22 protein-coding genes and 1 pseudogene are annotated in these 24,076 nt (G+C 58.2%); 14 read left to right on the plus strand and 9 right to left on the minus strand.

From position 1 onward, the window contains the following. Nucleotides 1-194 precede the first annotated feature (194 nt). From pth (D9V82_RS06200) to D9V82_RS06230, 7 genes and pseudogenes are all read left to right on the plus strand, one after another. Nucleotides 195-728 carry an aminoacyl-tRNA hydrolase gene (gene pth, locus D9V82_RS06200; protein ID WP_121911562.1) on the plus strand — a complete coding sequence of 178 codons (534 nt, stop codon included), beginning with the start codon at nt 195-197 and terminating at the stop codon, nt 726-728. A gap of 5 nt (nt 729-733) precedes the next feature. Continuing rightward, a pseudogene (locus D9V82_RS06205) lies at nt 734-1,574 on the plus strand (fumarylacetoacetate hydrolase family protein). 100 nt (nt 1,575-1,674) lie between these two features. Beyond that, entirely contained in the window at nt 1,675-2,538 is an 864-nt protein-coding gene (gene ppk2 / locus D9V82_RS06210) for a polyphosphate kinase 2 (protein WP_121911563.1), read from the plus strand. A gap of 30 nt (nt 2,539-2,568) precedes the next feature. Next, a complete protein-coding gene (locus D9V82_RS06215) occupies nt 2,569-3,747 on the plus strand; it encodes a sensor histidine kinase (protein ID WP_121911564.1) in 1,179 nt (392 codons plus the stop codon). Beyond that, nucleotides 3,740-4,399: a response regulator transcription factor gene (locus tag D9V82_RS06220; protein WP_121911565.1), complete on the plus strand. Its 660-nt coding sequence runs from the start codon at nt 3,740-3,742 to the stop codon at nt 4,397-4,399. The genes D9V82_RS06215 and D9V82_RS06220 overlap by 8 nt, the downstream gene beginning before the upstream one ends. Nucleotides 4,400-4,484: 85 nt before the next feature. Then, nucleotides 4,485-5,198 carry an ATP-binding cassette domain-containing protein gene (locus D9V82_RS06225; protein WP_121911566.1) on the plus strand — a complete coding sequence of 238 codons (714 nt, stop codon included), beginning with the start codon at nt 4,485-4,487 and terminating at the stop codon, nt 5,196-5,198. A gap of 52 nt (nt 5,199-5,250) precedes the next feature. After that, complete coding sequence (locus tag D9V82_RS06230) at nt 5,251-6,687, plus strand: ABC-2 family transporter permease (protein WP_238995849.1); 1,437 nt, start codon at nt 5,251-5,253, stop codon at nt 6,685-6,687. 47 nt (nt 6,688-6,734) lie between these two features. Here D9V82_RS06230 and D9V82_RS06235 read toward each other — a convergent pair whose 3' ends face one another. Beyond that, nucleotides 6,735-8,189 (minus strand): glyceraldehyde-3-phosphate dehydrogenase, encoded by a 1,455-nt coding sequence (locus D9V82_RS06235; RefSeq protein WP_121911568.1) that lies wholly within the window; start codon nt 8,187-8,189, stop codon nt 6,735-6,737. A 63-nt stretch (nt 8,190-8,252) separates the two neighbouring features. Further along, nucleotides 8,253-9,248, minus strand: coding sequence for a nitronate monooxygenase (locus D9V82_RS06240; RefSeq protein ID WP_239088591.1), 996 nt, complete (start codon nt 9,246-9,248; stop codon nt 8,253-8,255). Between the two features lie 35 nt (nt 9,249-9,283). Here D9V82_RS06240 and pth (D9V82_RS06245) point away from each other — a divergent pair, with 35 nt between their 5' ends. Further along, the gene (gene pth, locus D9V82_RS06245; RefSeq protein WP_121911569.1) at nt 9,284-9,931 is read left to right on the plus strand and encodes an aminoacyl-tRNA hydrolase; all 648 of its coding nucleotides are present in this window, start codon (nt 9,284-9,286) and stop codon (nt 9,929-9,931) included. Here the strand turns inward: pth (D9V82_RS06245) and D9V82_RS06250 are convergent. Then, nucleotides 9,928-10,620 carry a potassium channel family protein gene (locus tag D9V82_RS06250; RefSeq protein ID WP_121911570.1) on the minus strand — a complete coding sequence of 231 codons (693 nt, stop codon included), beginning with the start codon at nt 10,618-10,620 and terminating at the stop codon, nt 9,928-9,930. The genes pth (D9V82_RS06245) and D9V82_RS06250 overlap by 4 nt on opposite strands. Further along, the gene (locus D9V82_RS06255; protein WP_121911571.1) at nt 10,613-11,965 is read right to left on the minus strand and encodes a TrkH family potassium uptake protein; all 1,353 of its coding nucleotides are present in this window, start codon (nt 11,963-11,965) and stop codon (nt 10,613-10,615) included. The genes D9V82_RS06250 and D9V82_RS06255 overlap by 8 nt, the downstream gene beginning before the upstream one ends. Nucleotides 11,966-12,095: 130 nt before the next feature. Here D9V82_RS06255 and D9V82_RS06260 point away from each other — a divergent pair, with 130 nt between their 5' ends. Together D9V82_RS06260 and D9V82_RS06265 are read left to right on the plus strand one after the other, a co-directional pair. Then, nucleotides 12,096-12,932 carry an SDR family NAD(P)-dependent oxidoreductase gene (locus D9V82_RS06260; protein WP_121911572.1) on the plus strand — a complete coding sequence of 279 codons (837 nt, stop codon included), beginning with the start codon at nt 12,096-12,098 and terminating at the stop codon, nt 12,930-12,932. A gap of 24 nt (nt 12,933-12,956) precedes the next feature. After that, complete coding sequence (locus D9V82_RS06265) at nt 12,957-14,591, plus strand: peptide chain release factor 3 (protein ID WP_121911573.1); 1,635 nt, start codon at nt 12,957-12,959, stop codon at nt 14,589-14,591. Between the two features lie 8 nt (nt 14,592-14,599). Here the strand turns inward: D9V82_RS06265 and D9V82_RS12205 are convergent, their stop codons facing one another. Continuing rightward, a complete protein-coding gene (locus D9V82_RS12205; RefSeq protein WP_167449742.1) occupies nt 14,600-14,743 on the minus strand; it encodes a hypothetical protein in 144 nt (47 codons plus the stop codon). 34 nt (nt 14,744-14,777) lie between these two features. On the opposite strand from D9V82_RS12205, the gene D9V82_RS06270 reads away from it, so the two are divergent. Then, on the plus strand, nt 14,778-15,194 hold the full coding sequence (locus tag D9V82_RS06270; protein WP_121911574.1) for a hypothetical protein: 417 nt from the start codon (nt 14,778-14,780) through the stop codon (nt 15,192-15,194). A 124-nt stretch (nt 15,195-15,318) separates the two neighbouring features. On the opposite strand, the gene D9V82_RS06275 is transcribed toward D9V82_RS06270, so the two are convergent. Next, nucleotides 15,319-15,972 (minus strand): hypothetical protein, encoded by a 654-nt coding sequence (locus D9V82_RS06275; protein WP_121911575.1) that lies wholly within the window; start codon nt 15,970-15,972, stop codon nt 15,319-15,321. 547 nt (nt 15,973-16,519) lie between these two features. Here D9V82_RS06275 and D9V82_RS06280 point away from each other — a divergent pair. Beyond that, nucleotides 16,520-17,701, plus strand: a complete 1,182-nt coding sequence (locus D9V82_RS06280; protein ID WP_121911576.1) for a DUF6882 domain-containing protein — start codon at nt 16,520-16,522, stop codon at nt 17,699-17,701. On the opposite strand, the gene D9V82_RS06285 is transcribed toward D9V82_RS06280, so the two are convergent. Then, nucleotides 17,691-18,725 (minus strand): 3-hydroxyisobutyryl-CoA hydrolase, encoded by a 1,035-nt coding sequence (locus tag D9V82_RS06285; RefSeq protein WP_121911577.1) that lies wholly within the window; start codon nt 18,723-18,725, stop codon nt 17,691-17,693. The genes D9V82_RS06280 and D9V82_RS06285 overlap by 11 nt on opposite strands. 68 nt (nt 18,726-18,793) lie before the next feature. Between D9V82_RS06285 and D9V82_RS06290 the strand changes: the two genes are divergently transcribed. Further along, the gene (locus D9V82_RS06290) at nt 18,794-19,591 is read left to right on the plus strand and encodes an HAD family hydrolase (protein WP_121911578.1); all 798 of its coding nucleotides are present in this window, start codon (nt 18,794-18,796) and stop codon (nt 19,589-19,591) included. A gap of 128 nt (nt 19,592-19,719) precedes the next feature. Further along, a complete protein-coding gene (locus D9V82_RS06295; protein ID WP_121911579.1) occupies nt 19,720-22,821 on the plus strand; it encodes an acyltransferase family protein in 3,102 nt (1,033 codons plus the stop codon). A 219-nt stretch (nt 22,822-23,040) separates the two neighbouring features. Here the strand turns inward: D9V82_RS06295 and D9V82_RS06300 are convergent, their stop codons facing one another. Beyond that, on the minus strand, nt 23,041-23,364 hold the full coding sequence (locus D9V82_RS06300; RefSeq protein ID WP_121911580.1) for a putative quinol monooxygenase: 324 nt from the start codon (nt 23,362-23,364) through the stop codon (nt 23,041-23,043). Nucleotides 23,365-23,461: 97 nt separating this feature from the next. After that, entirely contained in the window at nt 23,462-24,034 is a 573-nt protein-coding gene (locus D9V82_RS06305) for a hypothetical protein (protein ID WP_121911581.1), read from the minus strand. Nucleotides 24,035-24,076: the final 42 nt, after the last annotated feature.

The following is a 24,076-nucleotide window of genomic DNA, read 5'->3' on the forward strand; positions in this document are numbered from 1 at the left end:
CCGGCGTCGTCGCCACTCGTCCATCGGGATGGTAAGCCCCGTCGATTTCGAAGCCCAGCTCGCTGATCAAAATTGTAATAAGAAAGCCGCTGCTTAACCCCTAAGCAGCTTAACAACGTGTCCACGACTTGCGGGTAACCCCACGGTAAGACTTGCATCTCTACTCGAATTTCAATTTATGCGACAATAATACAGTGACTCCACTACTCGTAGTAGGCCTTGGCAATCCTGGCCCGAAATATGCCGGCACGCGGCACAATATCGGCTTTGACGTTGCCGATGAGCTCACCGGTGAATTAATGAGCAGCTTTTCGGTACATAAGAAAACTAATACCGAGGTCGCGGAAGGAATGCTGTCCGGGCGCAAGGTAATTTGCGCTAAACCGCGATGCTTTATGAACCTCTCCGGCGGGCCGATCAAGGCACTCGCCCGGTACTTCCATCTGGCACCCGCGGATATTGTGGTTGTGCACGATGAATTAGAACTTGACTTCGGGACCTTGAAATTGCGGCAAGGCGGTGGCGATCACGGGCACAATGGTCTGCGCTCTACCACAAAGTCGCTCGGCACGAAGGACTATCAGCGCCTTTCCGTTGGCATCGGAAGGCCGCCAGGTCGGATGGATCCAGCATCGTATGTGCTCAAACCGTGGTCCAAGCAAGAAAAGGTGGAGGTCCCCATCCTCTGCGCAGAAGCGGTGTCAGAAATTAGGAGTGCGCTAGACTAACCGGCATGAAATTGGCTACTCTTCGCACCGCATTCGGCACCTGTGCAATCCGCGTCGAAGGCGAGAATGTCGGAGTGGAGCTGGACTACGAGGACGTAGGCGCGCTGCTCCGCGGCGAAGATTGGCGCAAGGCCGCACAGCTGTCGGGCGAGCCGATAGTCTTTGATCAGCATGATTTAGAAGCAGTGGTCCCAACGCCCGGAAAAATCATCTGCGTAGGTCTCAATTACGCAACGCATATCCGCGAAATGGGCCGCGAATTACCCGAGCACCCCACGCTATTTATCAAGTTCGCCGATGCTTTGACTGGGCCCTATGATGACGTCTATATCCCCGAGTACGCAGCCCATCAGTTGGACTATGAAGGCGAGCTTGCGGTGGTCATCGGCGAGCGCGTCCACCGCGTAAACCGCGCGGAGGCACTCGAATACGTGGCGGGGTATTCCATCATGAATGACTACACTCTGCGCGATTTTCAACGCCAGACCAGCCAATTCCATGCGGGCAAATCATTTTATCGCACCGCCGGCTTTGGACCTTGGCTCACCACTTCTAATGAATGGGCTCCTGGTGGTAGCGCACGTCTGACCACCACGGTTAATGGCGAGGTACGACAGCAAGACAATACTGATAACCTCATCTTTTCCATCGCTGAGCTCATCGAATTTTGCTCGCAGCTCTATCCCCTTAACCCCGGTGATGTCATCGTGACCGGTACACCCGAAGGGGGTCGGGTTTGCCCGCGATCCACAGCAATTTCTCCAGGATGGCGATACGGTCGCCATCGACATCGAAGGACTCGGTCATATTTCTAATACGACCCGCTACGGCGAGCCCGGCCTCTAAGCCTGCTGCGATCGCGCCGCAAAGGCTGTGTTTAGGTTCTCACTCCAACGAGGGCACACCGGTTTTCTGGATACGGCTATTGAGCCGCTAAGCTGGAAGAATGAGCACCAAAAGCAGCAAAGCCCCAAAGAAGCTGAATAAGAAGTCCTACGAAAAAGAGCTGGAGCGGTTGCAAGCAGAGCTCGTTGAGATGCAGCAGTGGGTCGTTGAGACCGGCGCCCGCGTGGTCATCATCATGGAAGGCCGCGACGCCGCCGGTAAAGGGTCTGCCATTAAGCGCATCACACAGTACCTCAACCCCCGCACCTGCCGCATCGAGGCTCTTCCAGCCCCGAACTCGCGCGAGCAAGGCCAGTGGTATTTCCAACGCTACGTGGAAAAGCTGCCAACCAAGGGCGAAATCGTCATCTTTGACCGCTCCTGGTATAACCGCGCCGGTGTTGAGCGCGTCATGGGCTTTTGCACCGACCAAGAATACGTCCGCTTCCTACACCAGGCTCCCACATTTGAGCAGATGCTTGTAGAAGACGGCATTATCCTGCGCAAGTACTGGTTCTCCGTCTCCGATGAAGAGCAGATTAAGCGTTTTGAATCCCGCCGCAACGATCCGCTGCGCCGTTGGAAGCTCTCCCCCATGGATCTCCAATCCATTACCCGCTGGGAGGACTATTCCCGCGCCAAGGATGCCATGTTCATCCATACCGATACCCCGACCGCGCCGTGGTACACCGTGGAGTCCGAGGATAAAAAACGCTCACGCATCAACGTCATTTCGCACCTGCTTAATACCATCCCCTACGAGAAGATCGAGCGCGAACTACCAGAAATACCACAGCGACCCGATTCCGATGGCAAAACCTATGAGCGACCGAACCGCGAAGAGTTCCGCTACGTGCCAGATGTAGCTGCCAAGCTGGAAGCGCCGTCTACAAAGAATGAGAAGAAAAAAGACAAAAAGAAGTAGTCCCCCGAAGGCGTATTAGTATGTCCGGCTATGAGCATTGACACCCTCGCAAAAGCGCGCTTGGGGGATAAAATACTCACTGCGGTGGCAGCGCTCGTTGTGCTGCTTTATCTCACCTGGGCTTCGGCGAATCCTGGTGCTATAGAGCTCATCCAAGCAGCGCTATCGCTGTTATTCTTGCCCTTCATCTGGGTCTGGCGTACTAAACCAGTACTCAGTGCGGCTGGTTTTATCGTCCTCCTTGGTGCGTGGGCGGCGGCGTGGATAAGCCAGCTACCAGCCAACCTCGGGGTCACCCCATGGGCATTGACCGCACCAATGGCCGTCTACGCTACTTCCCGCTACGTCGAACGTCGCGCTATTGCGCGCACGGTGCTTAGCGCTGCATTATTGGGTTCCTTTATATCGCCCGCAATGTGGCGTATTGACCCCGAGTCCTTTTCCTTGTTCTTCCAGCTAGATCGCCGTTACTTTGCCTTGCTGGTGGTGCATTGGGCGGTGCTCGGCAGCGCCTATTTCATCGCCGCACGCTATTTTGATTTAGATAGGCAACGCGAGCGCTTAGCTCAAGAACGCTTCCACCAAGCACAGGAGGAAGAGCGCTTACTCATCGCTCGAGAGTTACACGATGTCTTGGCCCACTCCCTCACCTTGATCAAGGTTCAGGCTAATGCCGGAATTATCGCCGCGCGAACGGATACGACCGCTGCAGGCGAAACCTTGAAGACTATTCGCGATGGTGCGGATTCGGCGCTGAAAGAAGTGCGCGGCATCGTCACGGCACTACGCAGCACCGGGCCTACGGCTTTAGAACCAGCGCAGCAGCTCGAACATGTCCAGGGCATCATCGACGGATTTCGCACCGCTGGCCTGGAGATTGACGCGGATTTACCTACCTCCTACGAGGTTTCCGCGCTGAATCAGCTAGCCCTGGTGCGCATCATTTCTGAAGGGCTGACCAACGCCCTGCGCCACCAAGGAATCGGCACGCACGTGCGGGTAAAACTCGCGCTTGCCGATGCCGCACGGGTCACCCTCACCTCCACCGCATCTTCCCCGATGCCTAGTGAGGTATCCGGCAGCGGCGTCGGTTTGGTGGGAGTTAAGGAACGCGCCCAAGCCTTGGGTGGAACATTAATAAGCAGTGGGGATGCCCAGAAATTTACACTGCATGCGGAACTACCACTTCACAAGGACAACCATGCCTAAGATCCGAGTCATGCTTGCGGACGATCAAGCGATGCTCGTCGCTGCCTTATCGACTATCTTAAATGCGCAGGAAGATATTGAGGTGGTAGCTACCGCAGCCTCCGGAGACGACGCCGTTTCCTTGGCACTTCGCCACCGCATTGATGTGGCCATTTTGGATATTCGAATGCCCGGCATGGATGGAATCTCCGCAGCCCAAGCTATTTATTCCCGCACCCCCAACTGCCGGATTATCATGCTCACCACGTTCAATGAAGAAGATCTGGTATCCCAATCTATTGCCGCCGGTGCACATGGATTCTTGCTCAAAGATGCGGATCCTGAGGTTTTGGTCCAAGCCGTACGAGACGTTGCTAAGGGCGAGTCTGTCCTCGCCTCCCAGGTAACGGGCCCTGTTTTAGAAGGCTACCGCCGGGCATTGACGCACAGCCAGCTCAGTCCGCACGAGCGCCAGGGACTCAGCCTAGTCACTCGGCGCGAAATGGAGGTGCTCGCGCTCATTGCGCGCGGTGCTACCAATAGCGAAATTGCTGGCCACATGTCTATCGCGGATACCACGGTAAAAACGCATGTCTCTGCGCTGATGTCCAAACTGGCTGCACGCGACCGTGTGGCTTTGGTGCTACTGGCGCACAAAGCTGGCATTGCCTAGCCTCCTACTGTGGTAGGACTAGCCCGGCGCGAAGACCGTCTCGGAGGCGGAAGATTTCGGCAGGTGCGCGGCTCATACTTTTGATATGAGCTATGAGATTTCCTTCGAACACATTACAAAGTCTTTCGGTTCCCAAGCAGTACTGCGAGATATTGGCTTTCACGTGCCACCTGGCCGGGTACACGCTGTGCTCGGCAGAAATGGCGCCGGCAAGTCCACCTTGTTTTCCATTTTCCTCGGCCTACTGCCCGCCGATTCAGGAACGGTGCGCGTGGCTGGCAAACCATGGTCGCGTGGGGTTCTTGACCATATCGGTGCCTCGGTCAACGGGCCGGCCTTCTACGGTCACTTGTCCGCCACAGATAACCTCCGCGTACATACCCGCCTTCTCGGGTTGCGTGATACTGAAATCGACCGCGTCTTGGACATCGCCGGTCTAGCCGGGGCTGGTTCTAAGAAGGCAAAATCTTTTTCCACCGGGATGAAAGCCCGTTTAGCCTTAGCCCAGGCTTTACTCGGTGATCCAGAAATCTTATTGCTTGACGAGCCGCAGAATGGACTCGATCCGCAGGGCATCGCGGAGCTGCGAAGGCTTCTCCATCACCTCGCTGCCGCTGGGCACACCATTGTGGTGAGCTCCCATCAACTCGGTGAGGTCCTTCACCTAGCTCACGACATCACTATTCTTTCCCAAGGCATCATCCGGTACTCCGGATCCCTGCAAGAACTGGCCCCCAGCGGTGAATTGGAGGCCGAATTCTTCCGCCTAACTTCTGTGGATGGTGAATCCGATGTGTAAGCGGTATCGACGGTATCTTTCTGCAGAACTACTTCGTTGTCGCGGCAGCGCCGTGCAGTGGTTACCACTACTCGCCCTGCCGCTGGTGGTTCTGACGGTATTCTTTTCTGCCTTTGCGTCCTCCGCGGAGGACGCGACAGGGGTTCTTGGATGGCAATCCATGTTTATCACCGGCATGTACGCTCCGCTCATTGCGCTTTTTGCTGGCGTCCCAGAGCGCCGCGAGGCGCTCAGCCGCGGCGGCGGCACCCTATGGCGCCGCCTTCATCCTCGCTACGAGCACGCCTCGCGGTTCCTCGTCGTCTTAGCAAGCCTCGCAGTTTTCCACCTCCTGAATTTCGGCCTGTCCTGGGCGGCGGTTGCAGCGCAAGGGTGTGCGGAGCACGAGGTTCTTATCATCGCTGGGGCTTATTCTTTCCTCGGAGCCATCGGCATCGCAGGGTTTGCGACTGCCGGTGCCCGCAGGCTAGGCCTTGCCGTCACACTGATCCTCGCGGTTATCTGGCAGGTCATTAGTCTGATTCCTGGCATTGTCGAGGGGTCGCTATGGTGGGCCTTTCCACCCGCCTGGCCGCTGCGATTACTCTTACCGGCGCTGCGCATCCACCAGAATTCGGTTCCGCTCGAGCCTGGAGATCCACTCCTGCAGGAAAGCCCTTTTCCTGCGCTCGCGTTATGTCTCGTCCTCGCTTTAGCAGGGGCATGTACCGCAACCATGACACCGCGCCGATTACAGCCGCTCTTCCGACGCCGGCGGGTTTCGGCTCCCACGGCCAATACCCCCGCCACGCCCTCTCAGGGGTGGCAGCCTGCGATTGTCTCGCGTGCCGCTGCCCGCTCCCGTCTTGCCGGTGCGCTGCGAGGCTTTCGCCGGGCCGTAATGACGCCTGCGGTCATCACTTGCTTGGCATTAAGCGCCTTAACGCTGATCTTTGTTGCCCTTGACTACCCGCCAAGTTATGTACAAGGATTCTTCGTGTTATTGCTTCTCCCCGTGGGTGCCGGTGTACTTCCTGTACTAGTCTGGCCGGGATTCGCGGACGCGTGGCCGATCGTTTACACAGAATCTCGCCACTGCTCAACTGCCCTCCTACTGTGGCTACTGGGCATCGTCGCACTGGTGTGCACGTGTGCTTTCGCCGCGGTGATCTTCGCCGGTGATGCTAGCCTCGGCGTGCTGGCCCAACTGCCCCTGGCCATCGGCGTGGGATACGTCCTCACGGTGCTATCGCTCATCGTCGTAATCCGCTTTGGGATCTTCAGCTCGCTGGCTCTGACCATCATCGGCACCATTGTCTCCCTGGCGGTAGGCGGCGATGTTCTCGCCAAGACTGTCCTGTGGCTCGTTGCCTTCCCGGCTTGGCCGATGAATGCGGATTCTCCCGGCCGCTATGCCGGTGCGGCACTGGCAACCTTGCTTTTCGCCGCCATTAGTTCTTGGGCCGCTAGGAGTCTGCTGCGGACAAGGGCACTCCGACCCACCGCTTAAATAGCTCAGGCCCGCGGTTACTACCGCGGGCCTGAGACTATATGAGCTTAAAGCTCAGAGGGGGATACGCGCTTGGGCAGGACGACCGGACGGGCATTAGAAAGCCCCTCCACCACACGGATGACCTGGTTGGAGTAACCAAACTCGTTGTCGTACCACACATAGAGGACCAGGTGCTTACCGGAGGCGATGGTGGCAATGCCATCAACGATGCCGGCATTGGTATTGCCCACGAAGTCGCTGGAAACGACCTCCGGGGAGGCAATGTAGGAAATCTGCTGGCGCAGATCCGAGTGCAAGGAGACATTGCGCAGGAAGTCATTGACCTCATCGCGATCGACTTCTTGCTCCAGCTCCAGGTTGAGCACCGCCATGGACACGTCCGGGGTGGGAACGCGGATGGCGTTGCCGGTCAGCTTGCCTTCGAACTCAGGCAGGGCCTTGGCCACGGCCTTGGCGGCACCGGTGGCGGCGAGCACCATGTTCAGGCCAGCGGCGCGGCCGCGGCGCTCGCCCTTGTGGTAGTTATCAATGAGGTTTTGATCATTGGTAAACGAGTGCGCGGTTTCCACGTGGCCGTGGGCTACCCCGTAGCGGTCATTGATGACCTTGAGTACCGGGGTGATGCCGTTGGTAGTACAGGATGCGGCAGACAGAATCTTATCGTCATCAGTAATGACGGAATCGTTGATGCCGAAGACGATGTTTTTAATATCCCCCTTGCCTGGTGCGGTCAGCAGCACGCGGGCTATGCCCTTGGCCTCAAGATGCTGAGACAGGCCTTCCTTATCACGCCAGACACCGGTGTTATCCACGAGCACGGCGTTGTTGATGCCATATTCGGTGTAATCAATCGTGGCAGGGTCATTGGCGTAGATTATCTGGATCTTGGTGCCATTGGCCCAGATAACCTGCTCTTCCTCGTCCACGCTGATGGTGCCGTTGAAGGCACCGTGAACAGAATCGCGACGCAGGAGGCTGGCGCGCTTGATGATGTCCCCTTCGCCCTTGTTGCGCACCACGATCGCGCGCAGGCGCACGCCGCCGTAAGCGGCCTCGCGGGCAACGAGGATACGGGCCAGGAGGCGACCGATGCGGCCAAAGCCATAGAGCACAACATCGGTCGGATCAATATCTTCGCCGGCGCCGACGATTTCCGTGAGTTCATCTTCGAGATAGCGGCGCAGATCATTTTCGTCCGACTCTTCAAAGCCCATTAGGAGGCGTCCAACATCGATGGACGCGGAGCTTAGGTTCATATCCGCAAGTTCGGACAAGATGGGCAGAGTTTCTGCCGTGGAGAGCTGGCGCCGGGCAATGCGACGGCCGTAGCGGTGGGACTTGATGATGTCGATATCGGTCTGCCCCACCAGCGGACGGCCGAAGATGGTGGCGACGACGTTGTTATTGCGGTGCAGTTGGTGGATGAGGGGAATCATGCGTTGCGCCAGTTCAAGGCGCTCGTTCCAGTCATCATGTCCAATGTGTGCGTTCGCAGTCACGAGACTCCATCCATTTCTATTTCGGGGGTGGCTAGAAATCTTCGCCCCAAACTTTAGCGCGTCTCAGTGTTTGTTTTGGCATAGGGAGTCCAGAATGTCTGCGACACTACCCCCGCGGATTTTGGCAGCCGGCTCACCTACGAGGCAGTAGGCTACAGCGTCATCGTGCTGCGCTCGGCGTTCCTTGAGCACGGAATTAAGCATGGGATATACCGGGGGTAAATCGGGGTGAGTGCGGGTGTAGTCAGTCTCCAGGCCGCGGGCATGGCGTCCGGAAAAGGCGCGGGTGGATACGGTGGCCCCGCCGCGCCGGAGAAGCTCGCGGTTGTAGTCACTGGTTCCGGCTTCTTGGCTCAGCAAAAAGGCGGAACCGCACGAAGCGGCGGCCACGCCGGGCAGGCTTAATACCTGGGTTACCTCTTCTGCCGTGCGCAGCCCACCTGCGGCAATCAGCGGGATGCTCGGTGCGACGGCGTGGACGGCTTCGTGGACTGCGGCGATGAGACCTGGCAGGGGTCGATCGTCTGGAAGCGCGGTGCGGTCCCACGTGCCGCGGTGCCCGCCGGCATAAGGGCCCTGTACGCACAGCGCGTCCACTCCCAGTTTGGCGGCGGCGCGGGCCTCGTCGGGCGTGGTGACGGTGGTCCAAGCCTCGGCACCCGCGGCGTGGATGCGGGCAAGCTGCTCAAAGTCAAAGGTGCCGAACATGGACCACACGACGCGCGCGCCGCCCTGCAGCGCCAGCTCGAGCTTGTCGTGGAAGCCGAAAGAATAATCGGGATCCGGTAGCGAGGTGCCTTCGGCCGCGGCCAGTTCCGCGGTGGCGGACAACTGCTCAAGAGTTAACGAATCCTGCGGGCAAAACAGGTTCACCCCAAAGGAGATGCCGGCCAAGGCATCAATCTGGCTGCGGGCGGAATCCACGCTGGCAGACCCAAGCCCCACGGTGCCAAAGGAACCGGCCTGATGCGCGGCGCGCACCAGATCCACGGTGGTAGGCCCGCCCGCCATGGGCGCTGGCATTACGGTTCGGCGCAAAGATTGAATAACCTGGCTCATAGGAAACTACTGTACCGAGCTAGAAAGGCGCATTCGTGGCAGCTTTGAAAGATTTTATTGCCCGGTTTTTCGGCAGGCCCCCGCAAGCGCAGCAGGGGCTGGATCCGGCCGAGTTGGAGGCAGACTGGCTCATCATTGGCCTGGGAAATCCCGGCGCGAAATACGCCGCCACGCGCCATAACGTGGGATACATGGCCGTGGACGATGTGCTGGCCCAAGGCGGCGACGTGCTCGAGCCGGTGCGCGAGATGGACCTCGAGGTAGCCCCGCTGCGCTGGGGCGATACCCGCGTCCTGGCGGTGCGCACGACAACATTTATGAATCTCTCCGGTGATCCGATTGCCCCGCTGGCGCAAGCTTTGGGCATTGCGGCGGACCACATCATCGTCATTCACGATGAACTAGATCTGCCTGCCAATAAAATTCGACTAAAGCAAGGCGGCAATGAAAATGGGCACAACGGGCTGAAATCGCTGACGCACAACCTGGGCACGCGGGATTATGTGCGCGTGCGCATTGGCATTGCGCGCCCGCCAAAGGGTTCGTCGATTCCGGATTATGTCTTAGCGCCTGTCGATGCCGGCCTCGGCTTCGATACCGCCATTGCGTCCGCCGCCGAAGCCGCCCGGCTCATCGCCACACAAGGGCTCGTACAGGCGCAAAACCGCATTCATTCGCGCTAGGACTGGGAAAACTTCTCCAGCGCCTGTGGGCTGCCGGCGGCGACGATGAAGTCGGTGGGGGCGAGCTGGGTGGCATCGGCAAGCGGGGCCCAAGCACCCTCCGCCTGGCGGACCGACACCAACTGCACGTGGTGGGTGCGCCAAACCTCGCCCAAATCGAGCGGGCGGCCCGTGACCGAGGAGGGCGCGGCCATCTGGGTCACGCCGTAGTACGGGGCGATCTCAGCAAAGTCGCGGAAGCGCCCGCCCAACAGGTAGGCCACGCGGCGGCCGGTATCGCGCTCCGGGCGGATGACGTGGTGGGCGCCAATCTGGCGCAAGATGCGCTCGTGGGCCTCCGAATTGGCCTTAGCCCAAATATCCTTGACGCCCAACTCCACCAGGTTGGAGACAGTGAGGATGGACGCCTCCAGGTGCGAGCCGATGCCCACGATGACCCGCTCCACCTCGTCGATGCCCAGCTGGCGCAGCGCCGCCGGATCGGTGGTATCGGCCGAAATGGCCTCGGTTAAGTGCGTTGCCTGTTCGCGCACGATCTTCTCGTCGGAATCGATGCCGAGGACCTCTACCCCATGGCCCATGAGCTGGCTAGCCAGGGAGCAACCAAACCTCCCCAAGCCAATGACGACGACCGGGGCAATGTCGAGGGTGGCGCGGGAGTGGCCCAACGCCTTAAAAATGCTAGCCAATGAAGGGCCTTTCTTCGGGGTAGCTGTAGCGACGGCTTACATTCTTTACCGCCAACGCTGCTACCAGGGTGGTTGGGCCAACGCGGCCCAGGTACATGATGAAACACAGCAGGATTTGCGAGGGCGCGGACAAGCTGGCGGTAATCCCGGTGGATAGTCCCACGGTGGCAAAGGCGGACATGACCTCGAAGGAGACCTGATCACCGGTAAATTGTGGATCAAAAAAGCGCAGCGCCGCCACTCCAAGGGTCACCACCAGCACGCCGGCGAAGCTCAATGCTAGCGCCTGCCGGGAAACGCTGTGGGGAAGGCTGCGGTGATAAATGGAGGTCTTTTCCTTGCCCAAGAACTCCGCGGCCATGGCGGCCAGCAGCACGCACGCCGTTGTGACCTTGATGCCGCCGGCGGTACCAGCCGATCCGCCGCCGATAAACATCAAGGTATCGGTCCCCATGAGCGTTACCGGGTGAACCTCACCGTAGTCGAAGGTATTAAACCCGGCCGTACGCGGGGAGACGCTGGCAAAGAACGCGTTGAGGAGTTTCTCGCCCCACGACATCGGTGCCAGGACGCCATTCCACTCCGTCAAGGCAAAAAATAACGTGCCGGCCACAATGAGCACGCCGGTTGCCGCCAGCGTCATCCGCGCGGTAATAGAGATGCGACGCGTCGCCTCCGACCTGCGGCGCACGTGGCGCACCAATTCCGCCCAGACTGGAAAACCCAGCCCGCCGCCGATGACCGCTCCGGCGAGCGGCAAGAGGATCCAGGCATCGCCCACAAAGGGCACAAGGTTATCGCTATTGGTGCTAAACCCAGCGTTATTGAACGCCGAAATCGCATGGAAGATGCCCTCCCATAACGCCCGCGGGAAAGAATGCCCGTAGCCCACCATGAGGCGCGCGGTGACCGCCGCGGCGATAATGCTTTCTACCACCGCGGTAAAGGCGAAGGTAAAAATCAGGGTGCGGCGGATGCCACCGGCGAGGATGGGCCGGCTTTCATAGGCGCCGGTCTTGCGCGCCTTAAAGCTGATCCGGCCGGTTAAAAGCAGGCCGGATAGCGAGGCCAGCGACATAATGCCCAAACCGCCCAGTTGGATAAGGGCCAAGATGACGACCTGTCCGGCCGGGCTCCAGAAGCTGCCGGTATCGACCACGACCAGCCCGGTTAGCGAGACCGCGGAGGTCGCGGTAAAAAGGGCGGATAAAAACGAGGCGCGGGAATCTCCCGCCTCGGCGAACGGCAGTAAGAGCAGAACCGTTCCTATCAGGATGAGCAGTAGAAACCCGGTGGCGGTTAGCCGCGCCGGTCCCCACTGCCGCAGAAAAAGCAGGCGCTTCACAAGCCGGAAGTATAGACCTGTCCCACCCCAAGCGGAACTGCTAGGCGGGGCGCCGCGAACGAATGGCGAGGACAAGTGTCACAGACGGAGCTCACGGACGGATGTCACGGCCGTGGCTAGAATCTAGCCTATGACTTCGCCGCATTCCGCAGCTAGGACCATCGTGATTACCGGGGCATCTTCAGGCATTGGTGCCGCTGCCGCCCGGCAGATTCACCGCTCCCGCCCGCAGGATAACCTCGTCATTATTGGCCGCAGTCCGGATAGGACCAAGGCTTTGACCAGGGAAGTGGGCGGAGAGTATTTCCTCGCTGATTTCGAATCGCTTGCTCAGGTGCGCGAGCTGGCTGATAACTTGCAACAGCTCGAGCGCATCGACGCCTTGGGCAATAATGCCGGCGGCATCTTCGATGGCCCCACCATGACTACCGATGGATTCGAGCGCACGTGGCAGGTCAATGTAGTCGCGCCCTTCCTACTGACGTCCCTGCTGCAAGAAAAGCTGCGCGGCAGCAAAGCCACCGTGGTTAACACGGCGTCTGTGGCCAATATGTTGATGTCAAATTTCGATCCGGCAGATCCCAATACGCTGGAGCATTTCAGCCCAGAGCGCGCGTACGGCAACGCCAAACTGGGCGATATCTTACTTGCCCGCTTCATTGATGCCCATGGCATCAACGCGGTGTCCTTTCACCCCGGCGTTCTAGCCACCGGGTTTGGCAAATCTTCCACAGGGCTTACCGGCAAGGTGTACTCCGGGGTCGCCAGTAGAACCTTTGGCACCGCAGCGGCAGGCGGCGAGAACTTGGCTTATTTCCTTACCGGCACCGCAGGCATCCATTTCCAATCCGGGGAGTACTACAACAATAAGCGCGCAGTGGGCATACAGCGCCCGATTGCGAAGAATATGTCCGTCGCCCACCGGACCTTTAATGATCTGGGCCGCCGCCTCGATGTGGAGTGGTAGCGCTCAAGCACTAGACTATGGCGCATGAATTCTGTCGCTAATGAGGCTTCGCGCCGCCGCACGTTCGCCGTTATCGCCCACCCGGATGCCGGTAAGTCCACGCTGACAGAAGCGTTGGCGCTGCATGCTCACGTAATTAATGAGGCCGGCGCGGTCCACGGCAAGGGCAACCGCAAGTCCACCGTGTCTGACTGGATGGAGATGGAGAAAAACCGCGGGATCTCCGTAGCCTCCTCCGCGCTGCAGTTTGAATACGCACCAGAAGGGCACGAGGGCGAGCCCTACATGATTAACTTGGTTGATACCCCGGGTCACGCGGACTTTTCGGAGGATACCTACCGCGTGCTCACCGCCGTGGATGCCGCTGTGATGCTGATCGATGCTGCCAAGGGCCTTGAGCCGCAAACCCTCAAGCTCTTTCGTGTCTGTAAGGCGCGCGGACTGCCCATCGTTACTGTGATTAACAAGTGGGACCGCGTGGGCCGAGAGCCGCTCGAGCTCGTTGATGAGATTGTCAACGAGATCCAGCTTCAGCCCACTCCGCTGTACTGGCCCGTGGGGATCGCGGGGGATTTCCGCGGCCTAGCCCACATCAACGACAACGGCGAGGCCGATAACTACATCCACTTCATCCGCACTGCCGGTGGTTCCACCATTGCGCCAGAGGAACACTATGATCCCACGGCCGCGAAAGACAAAGAAGAGGACGTGTGGGAGACCGCGGTGGAAGAAGCCGAGCTACTCGCCGCCGATGGCGCCCTGCACGATCAAGAACTCTTTGAGCAGTGTGTGACCTCCCCTCTCATCTTTGCCTCGGCAATGCTGAACTTCGGCGTCCACCAGATCCTGGATACCCTATGCGCCATCGCCCCGGCCCCGCGTTCCCGCACATCCGATCCCATGGCCGTGAAAGCAGCGACCAGCGCCATCGATGAGGTCCGCGAAGTATCCGATGACTTTTCCGGCGTCGTCTTTAAGGTGCAGGCAGGCATGGACCAAAAGCACCGCGATAACCTGGCGTTTATGCGCGTGGTCTCCGGCGAATTCGAGCGCGGCATGCAGGTTAACCACGCCCAATCCGGGCGCAGCTTTTCCACCAAGTATGCCCTCACGGTTTTTGGCCGCAACCGCGATACCATAGATACCGCATACCCGGGCGATATCGTCGGCCTCGTCAATGCGGGCGCGCTCGCACCCGGTGATACCATCTACTCCGGCAAAAAGGTGCAGTTTAAACCGATGCCCCAGTTCGCCCCAGAGACTTTCCGCATCCTCCGCGCAAAATCGCTTGGCAAGTACAAGGCCTTCCGCAAGGGCTTGGAACAACTCTCGGCCGAGGGCGTGGTACAGATCCTGCGCAACGATGCGCGCGGCGATGCCTCCCCGGTCATGGCCGCAGTCGGCCCCATGCAGTTCGAAGTCATGCAGGCTCGCATGGAATTCGAGTACAACGTCGAAACCGTCACCGAGCCCATCCCCTACTCCGTGGCGCGACGCACCGATGCCGAATCTGCACAGGAACTCGGCCGTCAGCGCGGTGTGGAGATCTTCACCCGACAGGACGGCGAGCTCATCGCCTTATTTGGCGATAAATGGAAGCTCGCTTTCATCGAAAAAGAACACCCCGAGCTCACTATGGAGACCCTGGTTGCGGATTAAACACCCGGCTAGCCATCAGGGTTGGTTTGGTGCAGGGCACCGAGAACTGGGCCGGTGATCTGTGGGCCCACAGGGTCGCAAAAATAATCGCAGACATCGCCCAGGCGGTGGTGCGTGACCGTATGGGAGGCGGGAGTAGAGCAAATGTGCATCCGGCGTCTCACCACAACAGTAAACTAGTGGACTATGGGATTATTGGACGCTCTTGCCAAGCTCACCGGGAAAGGGGCTCCGCATTTGGCGCGGCCCGATTCTGCGGCGACGACCGTGCAGGTGGACCGGCTGGATATCAGGACCGCGGGCCAGCTAATCATCATTATCACCAGCTTGCAGGGCGCGCGGGCCCTTGCTGAACTTGCCGGCTCGCGCGAGTCCACCACCCTCGTCTCCCCTACCACCACGGCGCATTTTCCTGCCGTGCCGAAGGACATGGTGCCAGTCAAAGACCCCAAGCACGGCTGGATCATTCCCATCACGCCGGCGCTGGCGAACGCGTTGTCTCAGGCCGCACTGGCAAGTGCTCCGCTTGCTGATATCCCTGCTGAGGCCGCTGCCACCGGCGAGTACCAGCTATCCCCCAGCCTCGCGGTGGTAGTGGAATGATGCCTATCTATCCCTTCCAAGGCACGCGCCCGCGCATCCATCGCAGCGCGTTACGTTGACCGTGCGCGGCAACAATCAACCTCCGGGCTCGCGCTTGGTGATGTCTACTGTGACCAGTATGTCCCTATAGGTTCACGACGCCCAAGATAATGAGGAAGGCAGCGACGACATAGCCGCCGATAAGCGCGACCAGCGTGCTATTATCACGCGCCGCCGCAAACACTCGACCCGCTGCTGAGTCCGGGTGGGTGCGCACCACGGCGATAAAGACCGCGCAGATGACCGGCAGGGACAGCGCCAGGGTGGCGTACCACAAAAGGCCGCCGTATTGGGAGGCGAGCGGAAGATCCTCCGTGGCCAAAAACATGAGACCGAAATAAAACGGCACGGAGGTCAGCGATTGCACCAGACCCATCACGAACCCGATAAGCACGGTAGTAGCAGAAGGCGTGCGCAGCGGTTGCAGCATGCGCCCGATCAAAGCATTGGGTTTTCCCTGGGAATGCCAGGCACCAAAAGCCAAGGCAATACCCACGATGATGAGGACGCCGCCAGCAATCGGCGAATCCAGGATAGCTGCGATCTGTTCGCGCACTCCCAATAGGACGAACATGACCACGGCCGCGGCGACGAGAACGCCCAGCCAATCACCCAGGATGACTAGGCCGGCTATCCAGCGGTACTTCCTGCGCGGGAGCATGATACCAATGGCTACGAGGATGCCAATGAGTAAGGCATTGACCGAATCCAAAAGGGCGAAACTTACCGCGTGAGTCATGCGCGATAGTCTACCTATCCTTTGCACTACCCTGTATGGACCAAGGCTGACCTGAGTTATAGGCCACATCATTGAACTACTCGGTCTGCCTACATGTCATCTTCACTACCGGCGCGAGATTGCATAGAGTATGCCGGTTTTAGCAGCAGTGCCCGTCTCTCTCACCGTTAAATGAGCTAGCTCGTGTCCTGATTCTTCTACCGACTTGGAAGCTGACTGTGGGGGCGGCGTTTGCTGCACAGCCCGTCCAAAATTTTAGCGAGGCGATGGAAAACCTCAGCCACACTTGTGTGGAAAAAGAAGCAATGTGATAGCGCCACCCGCCGTCCCTTCATTGCCGTTTAAGAGCGCTCCCTCGAATATTCGGACGTCTTGATACCCTTTATCGTTCACGCATGTCGCAATACCGGTGACGTCTGCCAGTTAGAATCAACAGGCGCTGCCAAAAGGACAAGGCTCAGCAAACGTGAATACGACAAGCTGGTACGCCACATCTTTGCCGCCCTGCGTCATTTCGTATGAGGTTTCAGTATTCTTGTAGGTAATTATGGATACTTCGAATTCGCTTGCCCAGGCCACCCGCGATGCCTGCTTTATTCAGGCGGGCCTTGATGCCGCCTTTCGGGCCCACCTGGGTGATATCACCGACGTGGAATTTAATTTCCTGAACCCCTCAACAGACCCCGAGGGGCACCTTACTCACAATCAACCCGTGGAGATCCGCTGTAGCTCGTCCTCTGGTATCAAGGACTTTCAGGGCACGCGTATCGCGGTCATTGATCGCAGTAGCTCGCCTGCCTGGCGGTGGGCGATGCAGGCGGAGGCTGACCTGCCGGAGGGCGGGGATGACCCGGCTAAGTTTATTCCCCTCGCCCGCCTCCTGGCCGACAATGCCCCGGTGCTGCGGGCACGACAAGGCGATCATGAGGCGATTATCGCCGTAGATTTTTACCCTCGACTCGACTTTCCCACCAGCATTGCCGCCGGTATTCGCCGCAGCGCGCCGGAGAATGATGAGCAGCGCGCGGTGCACGCACTCGCAGACCACTTGGGCATTACGGCTACAGAATCTACCCCCAAAAATGCTGCGGAATCCGCCGAGCATTTCTCCGATGGAACGACGCTGCATTTTTCTAGCGCTTTAGGTGCGCCCCAGATCACCGCCATAGAGCCAGGCCTGAGGGATACCCGCATTATCGGGGATGCTTTTTATTATGGGATGGAACACCAGATGTACTTCCAGGGCAACTTCCCCGAAGCCACGGTGCACCTCGATATGGATGAGGCCGCGGCGGAAATACACCATTCTGGTGGGAAGGCCGAGGCGACGGCGGTACTCATCGCCACCATGTCAGAAGACCAATTCCTGTGGGCCTGGGCCGATCCCACGGTCAAGGACACTGCAGCCGCACGGGCGGCTGCGAACCTGTACCGCTTCGGCATCGATCACCAGGTCCCGGCCTTGATCCGGTCCGCACTGCCACTGGACTACGCGCGCAAGCGGCGAATACCACAGCTGGCCCTGCCCATCCTGGGAATGTGGACTCTCGTAGGTGCCACGCTTGCCGATGGCCGGGTCGGCCTCGTCCTCCTCGATTCGGAAGCGCTGCATTTACCGCAGCCCACATCCGCAACCACGGAAGCAACGCTGGCGACCACCGCACCTCCAGAAATTGATGAGGCGCAGGCCCGATCGGCCTACGCCTCCTTCCGCGGGATTAACCTTTAGTTAGTAATTGTCGGATGGCGTCTACATCCACCTCGGCAACGTTTGCTGGGTTAAATTCCGCATCGTGGGATTTATCCACCAATACCGCGCGCACGCCTTCGGCGAAGTCATCGCGGCGGTACATATAAGCGCCCAGTTTCTTTTCCAGCTCCAGGGCATCGCGAATGCTCGAGCACTTTGCTTCCGCCCGGTAGAGCTCCAGTGCGGCCACAATGGAAGTCGGGCAAGCCTGCGCCGTGAGCTTGGCCACCAGCTCCTTAAGCTCCGGGTATTTCTCTGTGGCCGTGGTGATTTCCTGCCAGGAATCATGGCGGAAGCTGGCCTCGATTCCATCGATGAGCTCCGCTAGTGGGGCCTCATCATCCGGCTGCGTGGAGTGTTTTTCCAGCGCAGCGTCAATGCCCTGCTCAATCACGTCATTGGCAAAAGCATCGCCGTCTTTGACATAGTCAGTGACCAGCCCGCTCCACACGAGGTCGGCGGCGTACATGCGGTAGCCCGTAATTCCCCAGAACTTCGCGAGTTCCGGCGAGGCCTTGCCTCGCGTGCCCACGACGTTTTGGGAGGTATACGCCATGCCTACATCCGTGACGAAACCAATATTCATCTCTGGCATGGAGGCGAAAGTATTATTCGTGACCACACAATGCGATCCATGCGCGGATACGCCAAGCCCGCCGCCCATAGCGATGCCATCGACAAGCGCGATGACGGGTTTGGGATATTCCGCGATATCTCCGTTAAGGGTGTATTCCGCAGTGAAAAAATCATCAACCTCCTGGCATTTACCATCCACGATGCCCTCACGGGCAAAGCGGACATCACCGCCCGCGCAGTATGCCTTGGGATTGGTAGAGGTTAAAAAGACTTGCTCTACCTGGTCATCGTCGCGCCACTTATCCAAAGTAGCGGCGATGAGATCTATCATTTCTGGGCTCAGCGAGTTAAGAGCCTGAGGGCGGTTGAGCTCAATGACTCCGGTATGGTTACGGATTGAGCAGACAATAGGTGCTTCATTATTCATATCCTCTATTGTCACACAAAGCTCATCAGACTAGCTACCGTTTGCAAATTCACAGATAGGTCTTAATTTTGCTTCCACAGCTTATCGCCTTAGACATGGACGGCACCCTGCTCGATGGAAACGGCGACTTGCCACCAGGATTTAACGAGACCCACCAGCGCGCAACCGAACTTGGCGTCGCCCTCATTCCGGCATCGGGTCGCCAGCTTGCCACCTTGCAAGAAATGTTTCCCCATCAGAAGACCTTTATTGCAGAAAATGGCGCCGTGGTGGTACATGACAACGAGCTGATGAGCACTACGCCGCTGCCGTCAGAGGCCGTCCACGCCGCCGTGGCGGCACTCGACGCGGTGGCGCAACCGCACACGGTGGTGCTGTGCACACCGACTACGGCGTTTGTGGAAAGAGACATAGACCAGCAAGCCGCTGCCGAGATCTCGAAATATTATAAGTCCATCAGCTGGGTAGATGACCTGCACCATCTGCTTGATGAGGAGATCATCAAAATCGCTGCCTTTTGCGCTGATGGCAGCGAAAAGCACCTACACGTTCCACTGCGCGAGGCCGTGCCCGAGCACAATATTGCGGTATCTGGGGCGGTGTGGATAGATGTCATGGCAGCCGGGGTAAATAAGGGCGTGGCGCTACAAACCATGGCGTCGTTGCTCAAGATACCGCAACACCGCACCGCGGCGTTCGGAGACTTCCTCAACGACTTCGAACTCCTCCAGGCCGCTGGAACTGCCATTGCCATGGACAACGCGCACCCTAAGCTTAAGGCTATTGCAGATAAAATCGCCCCGCCCAATACCGAGTATGGCGTCCTGGCGGTGCTAAATCAGCTTTTTGACAGCCAACCAGATTAGAATCTTTCCTTTCACCACCTATCCATAAAAACATTTCCAATTTCGCGCGCCACGCCGTGCTCTCTACTTTGGGTAAAGGCGCTCCTCGCGGACTAAAATTAGCCGATTAGAACATTTTTCGTAGTGCAATGGGAGTTCATGTTAATCGTTTTCTGCGCTCGCTGCTAGGCAAGAAAGATTCCGAGCGTAATGAGGCCACGCCGCCGACACGGCAAAAAGATGGGCCTTCAGGTGATTCCTCCACTGGGGCTTCCACGCCTAATTCCACCGCCCCCGCCGAACCGGTTGCGGAAAGCCACACTGATAAACAAGCGCGGAAGCAACAGCAGGGTCTGAGCTTAAACGGGCAAAACGGCAAACCAACACCACAGTTCAACGGCAATCCGGAAAGTGAAAAAGCTGCACCGCCAAAGCCCACGGACATCCACCCTGTTTTCGCGCGTCAGCCACGCCAGATTAGCACTCCGACACCGCAGGCAAAGGAAACCCCTCGCCCCCGCGATGCAAAGGCTTCCACATCCGCTACGCCTAAAGACACCACCCACAATAAGCAGAACGGTTCCGCGCCGAAAAAGGCCGAAGTAAAAAAACACCAGCCGATAAAGCCAGCCACCGCCGACGGACCTAAAAAACCGCAACAATCGGCGGCTGAGACTAAGGAATTCCCTGCAATCCCTGCCGGTAAGTCCAGCAATCCTCGTACCTCCCGCTCCTCCAACCCATCCAGCTCCTCTAGTTCTTCCCACCCTAAAAACTCCGCTAGCACATCCCAGGCTTCCGGCACTGCTCAGCCCTCCGAGGCCGCTCAGCCATCGGGCACGGCGAAGTCTGGGGGCACAGCAAAGCCTGCGGGCACAGCAAAGCCTGCGGGCACGGCGAAGCCTGTTGGGTCTGCAAAGCCCGCCGGTGATCCGGCAAAAGTCGCGCAAGGAACCCCTGAATTTCCCACCCAGCAGTCCTGGCCCGCTCAAAAACCCAAGCAACACCGCCCTGAACAGCGCGTATCCAGTCACCAACAACAACAGCAGCGCCACACTGGACATGAATCCGCCCCTGTCCAGGCACCCGCCTCTGCACAAGAACAAAAGATTGGGATCCTAGACGAAGAAAAGAGCGTGCCCACGAAAAAGCCTCAACCGCAGCGCATTTCTGGGGAAAAGAACGCGCGAGAACAAGCTGCGGCCGACCACTCTACGGAGAAGTCATCATCGCAGGACAAGCAGGGGGCCAAAAAATCGAAGTATCCCTTGCAGAATCAACGCACCGACTCTGAGGTACTAGCGATACCGCCGGAGGATAAAAACGTGCGCAAGAATCGACACGCGCGGCTGCGGCAAGTCAAAGGCCTTGATGGCCTGCGCGGCCTAGCCGTAATTGCCGTGGTGCTATACCACTTTTTCGGCGACGCCCTACCCGGCGGTTATTTGGGCGTGGACTTGTTCTTCGTCCTCTCTGGATTCCTTATTACGTCGCTCCTTGTGCGTGAGTATCGCACGTCCAGAACGATTAGCTTGAAGGACTTTTGGATCCGACGTTTTAGGCGCATCCTGCCAGCCGCCGTCGCAGTGCTTGTTTTCTGTACCGCAATCGTTGCATTGATTGGCGGGGATTTGGCCGTCGGCCTGCGCCAACAATTCTTCGGCACCCTCTTCTTTGTCAATAACTGGACGCAGATTGCGACCTCGCAATCCTATTTTGCTGATAACGAAGTACAGGTCTTTGCCCACTATTGGTCACTCGCCGTTGAAGAGCAATTCTATCTCATCTGGCCACTGCTCATCCTGGGTATTTTCCGCATCTCTTCGCGCCAACCGCGCCGTCTTCCGGTAACGGTCGCCACCGTGTTAGGGCTTGGTTCCTTTGCAGCCATGTGGTTCATCTTCACTCCAGGCGAAGACCCTACCCGCGTGTACTACGGCACCGATACCCACGCATTCGGCCTGTTGGCCGGTGCAGTCCTTTCCTTGCTAATGACCTCCACAAAGTCCGATCCCAACGCAGATTCCTGGGCCAGCTCCAGCAAGGTAAAAACCCGCACCGCCGGCATCATTGGCTTCCTGGCACTCATCGGCTATGTTGTGCAGTTATTCCTCATGCCTGATGATGCGGAATTTACCTACCGCGGCGGACTCTTCCTCACCAGCCTCCTTGGTGCGCTCATGGTGTGGGGCGTCATCTACGAGTATGGCCCGATGACGCTGCTGTTTAGGACTAAGGTCATGCGGTGGTTCGGCCAGCGTTCCTTCTCACTGTACCTCTGGCACTGGCCAGTCATCATGATTTTGCAGGCGTTAGTCCACGGCAATCAGAATTCTGAGAACACCTGGATTCTGGGCTTCGTCGCCGTGCCCATCTCCCTGATCCTCTCAGAGATCTCCTATCAATTCATCGAAAATCCTTTCCGCCGTGGTGGGTACAAAAAGACCTGGCAGAGCTACTGGGCGTCGCGCCCGGGCTTTAGCGAACTCAAGGATGGTTTTGGCAAGACCATGTGGCCAGTGGTCCCGTTCCTTGTTGTCGCTTCTTTGGTTGGCGTTGCCTATGGCGTAGTGAACTCCAGCGATAAGACAGAGCTGGAGCAGCAGCTCGACCAGCTCCAGCAGCAAAACCATGACAATAATCCTGTGCCCCCTAAGGACGAAGCGTTCTCAGTACCGCCGACCGAAGACAAGGAAGAAGACGCAAAGAAGGAGGAAAATACTAAGACCCGCCCACTGCCGCAAGGAACCGATATCACCGCAATCGGTGACTCGGTGATGCTGGCCGCTAGCAATGCCTTGGGCCAACGCTTCCCAGGTATTTATATCGATGCCGAAGAATCCCGCCACTACGCTGCGGGTATTCAAATATTGCAACAGATGAAAAACGCCGGCACGCTGCGCGATACCGTATTTCTAGGCTTTGGCACCAACGGCGCTGCCCTACCGAATCAAATCAGCCAGATCATGGACATCATCGGCGAGGATCACACCGTGGTTATGGTAGTTCCCTACGGTGATCGCGACTGGATGGCGCAGTCCCAGAAAGAGGTCATCGAAGCTGCCAAGGAATATGACAATGCCTATATCGCCGACTGGTGTGGCTACGCCGAGAATAACCCCGACATGCTCTACTCCGATGGCGTGCACCCGCTTCCTGAAGGCGCCAGCGGCTACTCCGAGGCTTTCTATGACGCCCTAAAGCAATATTCCAAGTACGACAAGAACGTGTCTTCGCAATGCCAGGCTTAACGAAAAACTTGGCGGTGGGTAGCTAGCGCAACGTTGCTGCCTGCACCAGCTCACGCCCGCCCTTCGCGCTCACGGGGCAGTAGAAGCCACCCTGTGCGATCGGAGCCCGTGGGCGCGAAGGGCGCGCGGGATGTAGGTTGTGGCTTGTAAGATATGTGCATAAATTAAGACCGCACTCATCTCAACCATGAGTGCGGTCTGTGGTACCAAGCAGCGAGATTAATCGACGGCGAACTCACCCATCTTGTCCCACCCAGTACGGCCATCAATGTGGACATTGATGATGTCTGGGGTCTCAACGAGGTACTTGGGGAATTCGTTGCAGGCACGCTTGAAGTGCTCGCCCTGGACATGCTCTACGTCTTTGCCATCTGCGTAAGACTCTACAAGCAGGAAGCGCTGGGAATCCTCCGGATCACGGTACCACTTGAAGTCAATACAACCCGGCTCGGCGTTGCACGCATCGGTGTACCAGTTTATTTCATCAAGGAAATTATCTGCGTATTCAGGCTTTACGTGAAAGTGCACGTTAATCAAAATCATGCCCCGATTCTACCAATGTTGTCTTCGCTGCGGCACGGCTGCTGTGCCATGAGTGCGGGCCTGTAAAGAACCGGGGGCATGCTCCGCGGAGGAAAAACTAGTTGAGAAAGTACTCCGCGATGTAGATAAAGTCGCCGTCATAGGTGGTAGCCACGCCATAACCATAATCGGGTCCTGGGGCTACTTCGAGGCCTTGGTTGAACCAGTTGAGGCGCTCTTGGGCTTGTTCTGCAGAGAGACGGTAAACGTTGCCTTGGCCTTGTTCGGTGTGGGTGACACCGCTTGCCGCATCGCCATAAAACACAAGCTCACCGTTGGCGCCCTGGTCGGCCCATTCTTGCGCAATAGCGGCGGCGTTCTCATCTGGATGGTGACCAGCCTGGGTCAGATGATGGGCAGTGGCTGCCTGCAAATCGGCAGCAACCTGCGGGAGCTCGGGCGCCTGTGCTTCGGCGGCGGCCTCAGCTGCCTCTCCCGCTGCTACGTCCGGTTTGGTCTCTGGGGCAGCGTGAAGAAAGCTGGGCGAAGTAACGCTAAACTTCTCAGCAAGGGTGGAAACCTGCTGAGCCTGCGGGACTGCGGCAAGCTCCGCGGACGCCACTGTCATGGTACCGGTCAGAGCGAATGCGGTGGTCAGGACTGCTGCGGTGGCATTTCGAATCGGTTTCATAATTTCCAGCTTGGCATAACTTTCCCGGGGACGAAAGGCATA

It is taken from the genome of Corynebacterium macginleyi (genome assembly GCF_003688935.1).
Lineage (GTDB): Bacteria > Actinomycetota > Actinomycetes > Mycobacteriales > Mycobacteriaceae > Corynebacterium > Corynebacterium macginleyi.